Genomic DNA, 12272 nt, shown 5'->3' with positions numbered 1-12272 from the left:
AATATTAACAACAATCCCAATAAAACCAAGCTTTTTCTAGATCACCATTTTTAAGATGTTCTTTATCTATAAATAAATGTGCCACTCCTACATCACCAAACATCATGTGTTTTGTATTGCTATCTAGCTGTAGTAAATGGATATGGTTTGTTTTGTCTGTTTGATAATCTCTAGGATCTCCTTGAGTAAAATTACCATAGCCGCTTATTTTACTTCCGCCACCGCCATGCATGTCCCACATATATTCTTCAAATTGGTCTTCTTGCTGTTCTGGTATATTAAAATGCGATTCTATTTTTTTAAAATTAACATCTTCCCAAGAACCTTTATCAATGGCTTTTTCAAAATCTATTTTTAGTAAATATTGAGAAGGACTCTCATCATAGATTTCAGGTGTTAAAAATGGGAAGTTAATTTCTGATGGCATGGATAGAGTTGCACCTTTATGAAAAATTACTTTTACATCTTCAGAATACCAATTGTCTTTGGAGAAGAATAGTTGTAAAATACCTTTTTTAGGAAAAGGTTCTAGATGAGGTACTTCTTCAAAGTTAATTTGACACATTAAGAACATTTCATTACTAGATTCATCTTTTGGATATTCTTTTCCCTGCGGCCAGAATGGGATTCCCATTATTTTTGAATCTTTTAATCCTAAAGGGTCTATAGATAAATCTTTACTAGAAACACTTGTTTTAATTTGAACACATTTTATTTCATATTCTTTAAAATGATGCTTGTGATGCTCTTCAAAATCTTCAAAATCAAAATCTTCTTCACCTATAGAAAGAGTATGAGCTTTCTCAAGTTGGTTTTGAATAGATAATTCATTCTTTTTTTTCTTTTTGAATAAGTCAAATATTCCCATTTCATTTGTTTTTTATTTCACCAAAATTTCCACCATAGCTTTTTATCAGCCTTATCTTTTGGAGCAGGATAAATATCGGTAATGTGGTGGTAATCTTCTTGAGAAATACTAACCAATTTATAAGGCAACACACTTTTATCAATCTCTGTTAAATTTCCTCCAAAATCGTAGATAAATGTTTTGTTACTTTCATTTACGATATAAACGTTATCTCCATATTCATCTTTCGGATTTGTATAAATCATTAACCATCCACTGTTTTTTAATTTAGAGAATTCATAAAGTTGTGAACTATTGTAGAAGCCGTAAACTTTAAAAGAAAATTCATCTAGACCAATAGGGTAATCTAGATAATTTACATAATAGCTGAACCCTACAAAATCTGGTTGATTACTAAATCTGATTAGAAATTCAGTAGCGAGTCCTTTTTTTCTATACAACTGTATTCCTTCTGTATCTTCAGAGCTTGAATATAAATTTGCTAAGTCATAGAGAGCCTGTTCTAGTTTATTTTGCTGATCTGTCTTGATTAAAATATAACTGGACATGCTATTAATTTTAAGTTCATAAAAATAATAAAACCGAATCAGCTTTTTGTTGATTCGGTTTTATATAATTATTGGGTAAGGGTATATGTGATTTGATATATTTAAAACTGTCCAGAGAAAACTAAATACTATTCCTGACACAAAAAATAACCACCTGTATCTATAAAATTTAATTTTATTATTAAAATAATACCAATCTATTAATTCTGTTAAAATACCTAACGAATAAAAAATATTAGCACCTATTAACCAAACAACGACAATTAATAAGTCTGATATTTTAATAGAGTAATGATAGTATGTGATTATTTCATAAATACTTATGAAGCTAGCGATTAAAATAATAAGGTTATAAATCCATCGTTTAGATTCCCACCATTTAATTCTAGACTTAAAACTATTTTCCACTTCAGATTTTTCCAAGTTTAAATATAATAATATTTTCAATGATCTATAAAGTAAAATGCCTAATCAAAATAATTTGATTAGGCATTTTATTTTATAATAACTAGGTATCTAATCCTCCAAATACTCCTCCATAGGAGCACAAGTACACATTAAATTACGATCTCCATAAGCATCGTCTGCACGACGTACGGTAGGCCAGAATTTATTGTCAGCAATGTAATCTAGTGGATATGCAGCTTGCTTTCTAGTATATGGTAAATCCCACTCATCACTAGTTATCATTTGCAAGGTATGTGGACTGTTCTTAAGAACATTATTAGGCTGGTCTTTAGAAGACTCTGCAATTTCTGCTCTTATAGAAATCATCGCGTCACAAAAACGATCCATTTCTTCTTTAGATTCAGACTCTGTAGGCTCTATCATCATAGTACCTGCCACTGGGAAAGAAACAGTAGGAGCGTGGAAACCATAATCCATCAATCGTTTTGCGATATCTGTTACTTCTATACCGTTGTCTTTAAATGGACGACAGTCTATGATCATTTCATGAGCAGCACGACCTTTCTCTCCTGTAAAAAGACATTCATAACTACCTTTAAGACGTTCTTTAATATAGTTTGCGTTAATAATAGCATACTCTGTAGAGCGTTTTAAACCTTCGGCACCTAACATACATATGTAACCATAAGATATTAAACAAACCGATGCACTACCATATGGCGCTGCACTAATAGGTGAAATAGCCTGATCACCACCGGTAGGTACGATAGGGTTAGTAGGTAAGAAAGGAACGAGTTGTGGTGCCACACATATAGGTCCTACACCTGGTCCACCACCACCATGTGGTATAGCAAACGTTTTATGTAGGTTAAGGTGACATACATCTGCACCGATGTTACCAGGATTAGTAAGACCGACTTGTGCATTCATGTTTGCACCGTCCATATAAACCTGACCACCATTTTCATGGATAAGTCCTGTAATTTCTTTAATCGCACTTTCATAAACTCCATGAGTAGATGGATAAGTAACCATTAAAGCACTTAAATTATCTTTATGCTTTTCTGCTTTTTCACGTAAATCATCTACATCGATATTTCCGTTTTCTAGCGCTTTAGTTACGACTACCTTCATACCAGCCATTACTGCACTAGCAGGGTTAGTACCGTGTGCACTAGATGGAATAAGGCATATGTTTCTATGTTGATCTCCACGACTGTGATGATAAGCACGTATAGCCATTAAACCTGCAAATTCTCCTTGAGCACCAGAGTTAGGTTGTAAAGAAGTACCTGCAAAACCAGTCGCTTCATTTAATTGAAGCTCTAATTTCTTCAACATTTCTTGATAACCAGCTGCCTGATCTACAGGTACAAATGGGTGAATATTTCCCCATTGCGGATTTGAAAGTGGCAGCATCTCTGCTGCAGCGTTCAATTTCATTGTACAAGATCCTAATGCAATCATCGAGTGATTTAAAGCAAGATCTTTACGCTCTAATTTCTTGATATAACGCATCAACTCTGTCTCAGAATGGTAAGAGTTAAATACATCATAGGTTAAGAAGTTTGTCTGACGTCCTGCACCTAAGTGAGTTTTTTCTAATAATTCTGTGATAGGAGAGAAGTCTTTAGAAACCGCTTTCGCGAAAGCGGAAACAACATCATTCAAGTCTGCAAGAGAAGTAGTTTCATTTAAAGAAACCTGTACCGTGTCTGCATCTGGATAATAGAAGTTAATCTCTAAATCAAGAGCTTGTTTTTTTACAGCTTCGGCATTTACTTTAAAACTTAAAGTGTCAAAGAAGTTTGCGTTAGTCTGGTAAATACCTAGTTTCTCTACAGCGTCTGCAAGAGTTGCTGTTTGTGCGTGTAATTTATTTGCAATAAACTTTAAACCACGTGGTCCGTGATAAACACCGTACATACCAGCCATAACAGCTAGTAAAACCTGTGCAGTACAAATATTTGAAGTAGCTTTATCTCTTTTAATGTGTTGCTCACGCGTTTGTAACGCCATGCGCAGCGCACGTTTTCCATCTGTATCTTTAGTAACACCTATAATACGACCAGGAATTTGTCTTTTAAATTCTTCACGAGTTGCAAAGTATGCTGCGTGTGGTCCACCGTATCCTAGTGGTATTCCAAAACGTTGTGTAGTTCCCACAACAACGTCTGCACCCCAATGTCCTGGAGCTTCTAATAATACTAGCGACATAATGTCTGCAGCAACAGCTATACGTATATTGTTTTCTTGGCATTTTTTTGCAAAAGCAGTATAGTCTACCACATTACCACTAGCACCAGGATATTGTAAAAGAATACCGTAATACCCTGCATTTACATCCATCTCTTGTGGGTTGCCTTCTACTAATTCTATACCTAGAGGAATAGCACGAGTTTTTAATAGCTCTTTAGTTTGTGGTAAAGCATCTTGATCTACAAAGAATTTTATAACATTTTCTTTTTTCTGAGCTCTCTCACGAACTGAGTAAAGTAAAGTCATAGCCTCTGCAGCTGCAGTAGACTCATCTAATAAAGAAGCATTTGCCAGTTCCATACCAGTTAAATCGGTAATCATGGTCTGGAAATTTAATAACGCTTCTAGACGTCCTTGAGCAATTTCTGCCTGGTAAGGAGTGTAAGCGGTATACCAACCTGGATTTTCAAGAATGTTACGTTGGATAACTGCTGGTGTTATAGGTGCATTGTAACCTAGACCTATGTAAGATCTAAATTGCTTATTCTTATCACCTAGTTTTTTAATATGAGATAAAAACTCATATTCACTCATCGCAGGATCTAACTGTAAATCTTGTTGAAGGCGTATGTTATCTGGGACAGTTTCATAAACTAGTTGGTCTATAGAATCAACTCCTATTGTTTCTAGCATGGGTGCAAGGTCTGCCTTGCGTGGTCCGATATGTCTTAGGGCAAAACGATCTGTATTCATAGTACTTGTATGGTCTATTTAAGATAGTGCAAAAGTAGTCGTTTAAGATATCTAAACTAACAAGGGTTAGTCTAGATTTATAGGTATTTTTCAACCTTTTTAACCTAGTTATTAACTATGCGCTGTAAATTTGAACCATGAGGTTATTAAAAACCGTTTTAGATTTTTATATAAAGAGTAGTTTGCACGTTGCAATTTGCTTTGTAGCCTTACTGTACGTGTTTCATTGCTATAGTTTTGTGAAACTGAGTGAAGACTTTGCATTGTTAGGTTTTTGCTTTGTGGTTATAGGATATAACTTTATAAAGTATGCGACACTCGTATATGAAAATAGAGATTTTAAATATAAAATAGGGATTTTTATAATCACTGTCATTAGCGCACTAGTAGGTGCTTATTTATTACTGTTTGAAAGTCTTCAAGCCTATATAGTATTGCTTATATCAGGTCTGTTATCTTTATTTTATGTGATACCATTTTACCATAAAAAAAGTTTAAGGTTAATGTCCATTATTAAGGTTATTACTGTGGTGGTGGTATGGTGGCTAGTAATAATGGTGTTACCAGTTTATTCAGTGTACTCAGAGGTTGTAAATTTGAATGTAGATGGTTTGAACTCCATCGAGCAAATAAACTGGACGCCCTATATTATAAAATCTGTAGAATTGTTTCTCTTTGTATTTAGTTTATTGATTCCTTTTGAGATACGAGATTTAAAATATGATGACCCTAGTTTAAAAACAATACCACAACTAGTAGGAACTAGAAAAACTAAATACCTCGGTATAGTATTATTGCTGTGTGCTTTCTTATTACATCACTTTTATTTCATGCAGTATGAATTCCCGTATTACTTTATTCCCTTATTAATTTATGTGATAACAGCCATTGCAATATGGTTTTCAGATAAATTTAAAGCAGATTATTATGTCAGTTTCTTTGTAGAAGCCATACCAGTTTTTTGGTTAGCTTTATACTGGATGACATAAAAAAAGAGCCGTATGGCTCTTTTAATGTGTTTTAATATGTTTTACTTTTTCATAGACGCTGCAATCCTTTTTTTAATAGAATCTTTTTGTGAGTCAGACAGTGTAACCCATTTGAGCCCTCTAAGTTTGCGCTGGAAACGTTCGTTATTTTTATGAAAAGACCTGCATCGTATGCAGTGACCTTGGTGCAATTTATGACGGAAAGCCTCCTTAGGGTTAAGGTCTCCATATTGTTCTCTTGTACTTAAAATACTTGCCTCGTCGCAGTTTATAAAAAATCTACCCATCAGATTAGTTGTCTTTGTGCCATTTCTTGTTCATACATTCCATAAGCTGTACTCGAGCTCTATGAATAATTACCCATAAATTAGACGCTGTGATATCGTGTTCCTTACATATCGTTTCAGTTTCTAAATTATCGATGGTCTTTTGAACAAATATAGTGGCATATCTCTCTGGTAAACAGGCAATACATTCTTCAAGTGCTTTTCCTAATTCTTCTTGTTCTATAGTATCTTCTACATTAGGATTGCGCAGGTCTTGAGCCTTTTCTTCCATCCAGTCGCCTTCTTGGTCACTATTAGAAAGATAGCTCATGCGTACTTCGGCCTTTCCTTTATTAGAGTTTATCTTGCGATAATAGTCTATAATCTTACGTTTAAGAATAGAAATCAACCAGGTTCTCTCTGTAGAGTTTCCTTTAAATCTATGCGCGCTTTTTAAACCTGCCAGAAAAGTTTCAGATACCAGATCTTGTGCCATAATAGGGTCGTTAACCCTGCTTATGGTAAAATTAAAGAGGTAGTCACCATAACGGTCCACCCATTTTTCTGGTATTAATTTAACTTCTGGCATATTTAATAAACTGTTTTAACTTATTAAACCAGCTCTCTTTAGAAGAGCATCGATTTTAGGCTCGCTTCCGCGGAAACGAGTATATAATAACATAGGATCTTCTGTACCACCTCTAGAAAGAACATGATCTCTAAATTTCTTAGCCGTCGTGCGATCAAAGATTCCGTTTTCTTTAAACATTTCAAAAGCATCTGCATCTAGAACTTCGGCCCATTTATAACTGTAGTATCCTGCGCTGTAACCACCCTGGAAAATGTGTCCAAAAGAAGTACTCATACAACTACTTACTACATCTGGATAAAGATCTGTCTGGTCAAATGTTTTTCTCTCATGAGCTTTCACATCTGTAATACCAGTTGGGTCTATACCATGCCAGTTCATATCTAACATTCCAAAAGAAAGCTGTCTTAAAGTTTGCAATCCTTCTTGAAAATTAGCCGCTGCTTTTATTTTTTCTATATACTCAAGAGGTATTACCTCGTTAGTTTCATAATGTCTCGCAAATATCTCTAATGCTTCTTTTTCATAACACCAGTTTTCTAATACCTGACTAGGCAACTCTACAAAATCCCAAAATACAGAAGTACCTGATAGACTTTGATACTTGGTATCTGCTAGCATGCCGTGTAGTGCGTGACCAAATTCATGAAACAAAGTCGTTACTTCATTAAAAGTAAGTAAAGAAGGCTTTGTAGCAGTAGGTTTTGTAAAGTTGCACACGTTAGAAACATGTGGTCTCACGTTGTTTCCATTTGCATCATGCCACTGTCCTTTAAAAGAAGTCATCCATGCACCATTACGTTTTCCTTTACGTGGAAAAAAGTCTGCATAGAAAATAGAGTTTAAACTATCATCCTCATTTTTTACTACATAAGTAAGTACATCGGGATGGTACTTTTCTATTTCTTGAGTCTCTTCAAAGCTTAAACCGTATAGACGGCTAGCGATTTCAAAAACTCCATTAATGACGTTTTCTAATTTAAAGTATGGTTTTAACAACTCGTCATCTAGACTAAATAGACGTTGTTTTAATTTTTCTGAATAATAAGCCGCATCCCATTTTTCTAATTTAGTTATCGATTCAGAAATCTCTGACTGATTAGAAATAGAGATCGCAAAATTAGTCAGCTCATCAAAATCGTGTTGAGCAGCAGGTTTTGCTTTTTCAAGAATCTCTTGCGAGAACTGGATAACGGTTTCAGGAGTTTTTGCCATACGCTCTTCTAGTACAAAGTGTGCATGTGTTTCATAACCTAATAATTGTGCGCGCTCATATCTTAAACGTACTATGTTCAGTACATTTTCTTGATTATCATGGTCATCTTTATATGCTTTTTTGCCAAAAGCCTTTGACATCTCCTCGCGCAATTTCCTATCATCTACATAAGTCATGAATGGAATGTAGCTAGGATAATCTAATGTAAAGACATACCCAGTTTTATCTTTAGCTTTTGCAGTTTCTGCAGCTGCTTCTTTTGCACTTTCTGGTAAACCTGCAAGTCTAGAATCGTCTTCTAGGTGCATTTCAAAATCGTTAGTTGCTGCTAGTACGTTCTCTCCAAATGCAAGAGTCAACTTTGAAAGCTCACTATCTATTTCTCTTAAACGTACTTTCTTATCGTCGGTTAGGTTTGCACCATTACGAGAAAAACGCTTGTATTGTTTATCTAAAAGTGTTTTTTGTTCTTCAGTTAAATCTAGATCATTTTTTTGATCATAAACTGCTTTTACACGTTTAAAGAGATCTAAGTTTAAAGTTACATCATTCCCGAATTCAGATAACTGTGGACTAACCTCACGAGCGATACGCTGGATTTCGTCATTAGTCTCTGCACTGTTTAGGTTAAAAAAGATGCTGGATATACGCCCTAGTGTCTCTCCAGAAGAATCTAGCGCTTCTATCGTGTTCTCAAAAGAAGGTGCTTCTGTATTCTCTGTGATAGAATTTATTTCCTTTTTTGCTATTTGTATCGCTTTCGCGAAAGCGGACTCATAATCAGACTCCTTGATCAAAGAAAAAGGCGCTGTGTTATGAAAAGTATGAAACTCTTGTAATAAAGGATTGTTATCTGTGCTCATATAAGTGTAAAAGTAATGGTCAGAAAGAAGAAAGTCATTACTATTTTGTTAAACTTTATCTTCTGAAGGTTAAACAAAGTAGTTAAACGAAAAAATAGCCATAGCCAAAAAGACTCACCATAAGAACACCATGAATGATGCCCAGGTAGTTGTGATCTTTTTGTGTGTACTGCCTGTTAATGATGACTGCCATCAAGAAATTAATACCACCTGCGGTTAAGAAATGCCACTGGACAGAGTGTCTCAACATCATTTCATAACCGAACCATAATGCGGTTAAAGCAATAATAAAAATAGAGGCTATTTGAAAAGCTCTAGACATTTTCACGCATTTGTGCAGCCGCCTTAGTCACTTTTTCTTTAAGTCCTTGTTTATAATTTATAATGCGCTCACGTACATCTTCTTGTGTGGCACCTAGTATTTGTGCAGCAAGAATACCAGCGTTTTTTGCACCATTAAGAGCAACAGTTGCTACTGGTACACCGCCTGGCATTTGTAAAATAGAAAGAACACTATCCCAGCCATCTATAGAATTACTAGATTTAACCGGCACTCCTATTATAGGTAATGGAGATAAACTGGCTACCATGCCTGGTAAGTGTGCAGCACCACCAGCACCTGCGATAATTACAGCGATACCGTTTTCGTGCGCTGTTTTACCGAATTCAAACATTTTCTCTGGTGTGCGATGGGCGCTTACCACATCTACCTGAATTTCTATTTCTAGTTCTTTGAGAACATCTATTGCGTCTTGCATCACTGGAAGGTCGCTCGTAGACCCCATGATAATAGCTACTTTTTTATTCATGAGGTAAATTTACAAATATGAGGTCAGTTTTTTAAAACGAAATTGTGATATTATTGACACAATACTTAACAGTATTGCAACAACTGTATGCGCTTTTAGTACGTAATTTTACCATATCTAAAAATAAGACAGATGATTAAAAATATTTTAATAGCCATTATGGCAATAGGTTTTGTCTCTTGTGGTAATAATACCTCAAAAGAGATCGCAATGAATTCTTCTCATGATCACATGCAACAAGAAAAAGTGTATGAGGTAAAGAAGTCTAATGCAGAGTGGAAAGAAGTTCTAACAGCATCTCAATACAATGTGTTGAGAGAAGCTGGAACAGAGCGTCCACACACGAGTCCTTTAAATAAACAATATGCTCCAGGTACACTAGTATGTGGCGCATGTCATGCACCAGTTTATGATAACGCACATAAATTTGATTCTGGTACAGGATGGCCTAGTTATGATAGAGCAATAGAAGGACAGGTAGAGCGCGATACCGATTATAAAATAGGATATGCACGTACAGAATTGAAATGTAATACTTGCGGTTCTCACCTAGGTCATGAATTTAGCGATGGTCCTAGAAAAACTACTGGTAAACGCCACTGTATAAATGGTGTAGCTTTAGATTTTATACCACAAGGTCAGGAATTGCCTCCTTTAAGAAAATAAAATTACAAGTTGCGTAAGATTTGAAGAGAGCTCTGGACTAACTAGTCGAGAGCTTTTTTTTGTATCGCTATTGCGAAAACGAGATTAATTCAAGAACTTTAGATCATGACAGAACAAGAATATAAAGATAAACTGACTCCAGAGCAATATCACGTGTTAAGAGAGAAAGGAACAGAAAGACCATTTACAGGAGAGCATAATACGAACTATGACAGCGGTGTTTACAGTTGTGCGGCTTGTGGTAACGAATTATATAAATCAGATCAAAAATTTGATTCAGGCTGTGGATGGCCTTCCTTTGATGATGAGGTAGAAGGAGCAATTGAGCGTAAACGTGATACCACTCACGGTATGATACGTACAGAGATTATGTGTTCTAATTGTGGCAGCCACTTAGGTCATGTTTTTAACGATGGCCCGACAGCAACAGGAATAAGACATTGTGTGAATAGTTTAAGTCTGGATTTTAAAGCAGAGTAGGTTTTAATCTTGTCATTCCGCACTTGATGCGGAATCTGCTTTTACATTTCCCAATTTATAAAGTGACTCCTTTCCATATGTGTAAATGCTATGAGCTATATCATTTATTAATCTTCTCTTCTAGAAGTTAATATTTTAACTTTGGTAAACTCGGTTCAGGATAATTCCAATAATCGAGTACCAAAGTTCTTTCTTTTTTAAGGTTATCTAGTTCTTTTAAGTTTAATTCTTCAAGATGTTTACTGTAGTTATTTACAGACAGACTATCCATATATCTAGTGTATGAATTTACAAAAGAAGCGAGAATAAGCTTGCTCAATATAGGATCAGCTTTTTTATCTCTTATAATGATAATTCCGGTTTTGTTTTTGTAAGAATATAAATTGCTGTTATCCCTAATTATTTCGTTAGTTTTTAATTCAATATTAGAAAAATCTTCAAGATTTTCTGAATCTATAAATATTATATTTTCTTGATTAATTAGAATTTGAACATTCATTCTTACACCACAAAACATTGGTATTCCACATGGTTGATTTAATCTTGCTCCAATAGTTAAACTGTCAATTTTTAAATTGAAATCTTTAAAAGTCTCACAACCATTAGGTAGTATTTTTTTATTTAATTCTTCAAAGAATAATGAATCTGGTTGATCAAATTCTATTTCTAAAGTAGGTACACTATCGTTATGACTCAACAAATAACTGGTGTAATCAAACTGTTTTGACTCCTCAATAGAAGTTTTTGTGTCTGTTTTACAAGATGTTAAAATCAGTACACATAAGAATAAAAGGGCTGGTAGGTTTTTCATTAATTAAATTTTACAAATTTTAAAGTGAATTGTCTTTTGTCTTTTAAATATTCTAGTTCTTCTACTATTAACTGATTTAATGGTTTTTCAAAAAACTCTTGAGCGAGTCGTTCCATTGATTTTATGTAACCATTAGAAAATGTTTTTAATGCATTATAGATATCAGATTCATTTGTTTTGACGTCAATCAAAATCTGTATATAAAAATTTCTCTTCTCTTCAATATTTTCTATGAACCAGTCATAACTTTCTGCTTCAAGTTGATCTAATTTCAAAGTTTTATAATTAAAAAATATTAGAGAATCAGTAATGATTAATTCGGTATTAATAAACCCATGTGCTATAGGTGCTCTTCTACTTAATGAATGATCCCAAGATTCTGAGGCAATTACTATATCATGATATTGAGAATTAAAATGAGAAACAGTTAAACTATCAGCAAAGATTGAATGTACACTTTTAAGAATTTGATTTACCTCAAAATTAGATGTAACCTTGATCGTAGGTGCATTTTGGTCTTTGAGTAAATAAGCACGGTAGTCAAACTGTTTTGACTCCTCAATAGAAGTTTTTGTATCTGTTTTACAGGATGTTAAAATCAGTACACATAAGAATAAAAGGGCTGGTAGGTTTTTCATGAATGATTGGTTATCAATCTTTGTGCCTTTTATTAAATTCTTTTTTGAAATAGCTATACAATTGTTTGTCAAGTAAATAAAATGAATTTTCTATGTTATCTATTACTAGATCTGTTTTAGTAATTAAATACTTAAAGAATCTTTCTGTGATATTATTGTTATATCATTT

Annotated in this window: 13 protein-coding genes; 3 read left to right on the top strand and 10 right to left on the bottom strand. The window is 34.2% G+C overall.

Annotated elements, in window-relative coordinates:
- Nucleotides 1–4 precede the first annotated feature (4 nt).
- The 3 genes from LY01_RS07870 to gcvP all read right to left on the bottom strand — a co-directional run bounded on the left by LY01_RS07870 (nucleotide 5) and on the right by gcvP (nucleotide 4776).
- Entirely contained in the window at nucleotides 5–868 is an 864-nt protein-coding gene (locus LY01_RS07870; RefSeq protein ID WP_104515299.1) for a YwqG family protein, read from the bottom strand.
- Between the two features lie 17 nt (nucleotides 869–885).
- Entirely contained in the window at nucleotides 886–1416 is a 531-nt protein-coding gene (locus LY01_RS07865; protein ID WP_104515298.1) for a hypothetical protein, read from the bottom strand.
- Nucleotides 1417–1932: 516 nt separating this feature from the next.
- Nucleotides 1933–4776, bottom strand: a complete 2844-nt coding sequence (gcvP, locus tag LY01_RS07855; RefSeq protein WP_104515296.1) for an aminomethyl-transferring glycine dehydrogenase — start codon at nucleotides 4774–4776, stop codon at nucleotides 1933–1935.
- Between the two features lie 137 nt (nucleotides 4777–4913).
- Between gcvP and LY01_RS07850 the strand changes: the two genes are divergently transcribed.
- Nucleotides 4914–5765, top strand: coding sequence for a hypothetical protein (locus tag LY01_RS07850; RefSeq protein WP_146080393.1), 852 nt, complete (start codon nucleotides 4914–4916; stop codon nucleotides 5763–5765).
- Between the two features lie 41 nt (nucleotides 5766–5806).
- Here LY01_RS07850 and LY01_RS15015 read toward each other — a convergent pair whose 3' ends face one another.
- From LY01_RS15015 to purE, 5 genes are all read right to left on the bottom strand, one after another.
- A complete protein-coding gene (locus LY01_RS15015; protein ID WP_146080392.1) occupies nucleotides 5807–6052 on the bottom strand; it encodes a hypothetical protein in 246 nt (81 codons plus the stop codon).
- A 4-nt stretch (nucleotides 6053–6056) separates the two neighbouring features.
- The gene (locus tag LY01_RS07845) at nucleotides 6057–6620 is read right to left on the bottom strand and encodes a sigma-70 family RNA polymerase sigma factor (RefSeq protein ID WP_104515294.1); all 564 of its coding nucleotides are present in this window, start codon (nucleotides 6618–6620) and stop codon (nucleotides 6057–6059) included.
- Nucleotides 6621–6635: 15 nt separating this feature from the next.
- The gene (locus LY01_RS07840; protein ID WP_104515293.1) at nucleotides 6636–8699 is read right to left on the bottom strand and encodes a M3 family metallopeptidase; all 2064 of its coding nucleotides are present in this window, start codon (nucleotides 8697–8699) and stop codon (nucleotides 6636–6638) included.
- 82 nt (nucleotides 8700–8781) lie between these two features.
- The gene (locus LY01_RS15010) at nucleotides 8782–9021 is read right to left on the bottom strand and encodes a hypothetical protein (RefSeq protein ID WP_146080391.1); all 240 of its coding nucleotides are present in this window, start codon (nucleotides 9019–9021) and stop codon (nucleotides 8782–8784) included.
- Nucleotides 9014–9508: a 5-(carboxyamino)imidazole ribonucleotide mutase gene (gene purE / locus LY01_RS07835; protein WP_104515292.1), complete on the bottom strand. Its 495-nt coding sequence runs from the start codon at nucleotides 9506–9508 to the stop codon at nucleotides 9014–9016. Before purE ends, LY01_RS15010 begins: the two co-directional genes overlap by 8 nt.
- Nucleotides 9509–9640: 132 nt before the next feature.
- On the opposite strand from purE, the gene msrB (LY01_RS07830) reads away from it, so the two are divergent.
- Nucleotides 9641–10174, top strand: coding sequence for a peptide-methionine (R)-S-oxide reductase MsrB (gene msrB / locus LY01_RS07830; protein WP_104515291.1), 534 nt, complete (start codon nucleotides 9641–9643; stop codon nucleotides 10172–10174).
- A 105-nt stretch (nucleotides 10175–10279) separates the two neighbouring features.
- The gene (gene msrB, locus LY01_RS07825) at nucleotides 10280–10654 is read left to right on the top strand and encodes a peptide-methionine (R)-S-oxide reductase MsrB (protein ID WP_104515290.1); all 375 of its coding nucleotides are present in this window, start codon (nucleotides 10280–10282) and stop codon (nucleotides 10652–10654) included.
- 127 nt (nucleotides 10655–10781) lie between these two features.
- On the opposite strand, the gene LY01_RS07820 is transcribed toward msrB (LY01_RS07825), so the two are convergent.
- Together LY01_RS07820 and LY01_RS07815 are read right to left on the bottom strand one after the other, a co-directional pair.
- Complete coding sequence (locus tag LY01_RS07820) at nucleotides 10782–11465, bottom strand: hypothetical protein (protein WP_104515289.1); 684 nt, start codon at nucleotides 11463–11465, stop codon at nucleotides 10782–10784.
- On the bottom strand, nucleotides 11465–12103 hold the full coding sequence (locus LY01_RS07815; RefSeq protein ID WP_104515288.1) for a hypothetical protein: 639 nt from the start codon (nucleotides 12101–12103) through the stop codon (nucleotides 11465–11467). Before LY01_RS07815 ends, LY01_RS07820 begins: the two co-directional genes overlap by 1 nt.
- Between the last annotated feature and the right edge of the window lie 169 nt (nucleotides 12104–12272).

Origin of the sequence: Nonlabens xylanidelens, from assembly GCF_002934445.1 — a bacterium.
Classification (GTDB): Bacteria; Bacteroidota; Bacteroidia; order Flavobacteriales; family Flavobacteriaceae; genus Nonlabens; species Nonlabens xylanidelens.
This window is presented reverse-complemented; position numbering and strand designations above follow the sequence as displayed.

Bases quoted from the DNA above. Each gene is read 5' to 3' on its own strand.
- LY01_RS07870 (WP_104515299.1), bottom strand. From the start codon at position 868: ATGGGAATATTTGACTTATTCAAAAAGAAAAAAAAGAATGAATTATCT.
- LY01_RS07865 (WP_104515298.1), bottom strand. From the start codon at position 1,416: ATGTCCAGTTATATTTTAATCAAGACAGATCAGCAAAATAAACTAGAA.
- gcvP (WP_104515296.1), bottom strand. From the start codon at position 4,776: ATGAATACAGATCGTTTTGCCCTAAGACATATCGGACCACGCAAGGCA.
- LY01_RS07850 (WP_146080393.1), top strand. From the start codon at position 4,914: ATGAGGTTATTAAAAACCGTTTTAGATTTTTATATAAAGAGTAGTTTG.
- LY01_RS15015 (WP_146080392.1), bottom strand. From the start codon at position 6,052: ATGGGTAGATTTTTTATAAACTGCGACGAGGCAAGTATTTTAAGTACA.
- LY01_RS07845 (WP_104515294.1), bottom strand. From the start codon at position 6,620: ATGCCAGAAGTTAAATTAATACCAGAAAAATGGGTGGACCGTTATGGT.
- LY01_RS07840 (WP_104515293.1), bottom strand. From the start codon at position 8,699: ATGAGCACAGATAACAATCCTTTATTACAAGAGTTTCATACTTTTCAT.
- LY01_RS15010 (WP_146080391.1), bottom strand. From the start codon at position 9,021: ATGTCTAGAGCTTTTCAAATAGCCTCTATTTTTATTATTGCTTTAACC.
- purE (WP_104515292.1), bottom strand. From the start codon at position 9,508: ATGAATAAAAAAGTAGCTATTATCATGGGGTCTACGAGCGACCTTCCA.
- msrB (WP_104515291.1), top strand. From the start codon at position 9,641: ATGATTAAAAATATTTTAATAGCCATTATGGCAATAGGTTTTGTCTCT.
- msrB (WP_104515290.1), top strand. From the start codon at position 10,280: ATGACAGAACAAGAATATAAAGATAAACTGACTCCAGAGCAATATCAC.
- LY01_RS07820 (WP_104515289.1), bottom strand. From the start codon at position 11,465: ATGAAAAACCTACCAGCCCTTTTATTCTTATGTGTACTGATTTTAACA.
- LY01_RS07815 (WP_104515288.1), bottom strand. From the start codon at position 12,103: ATGAAAAACCTACCAGCCCTTTTATTCTTATGTGTACTGATTTTAACA.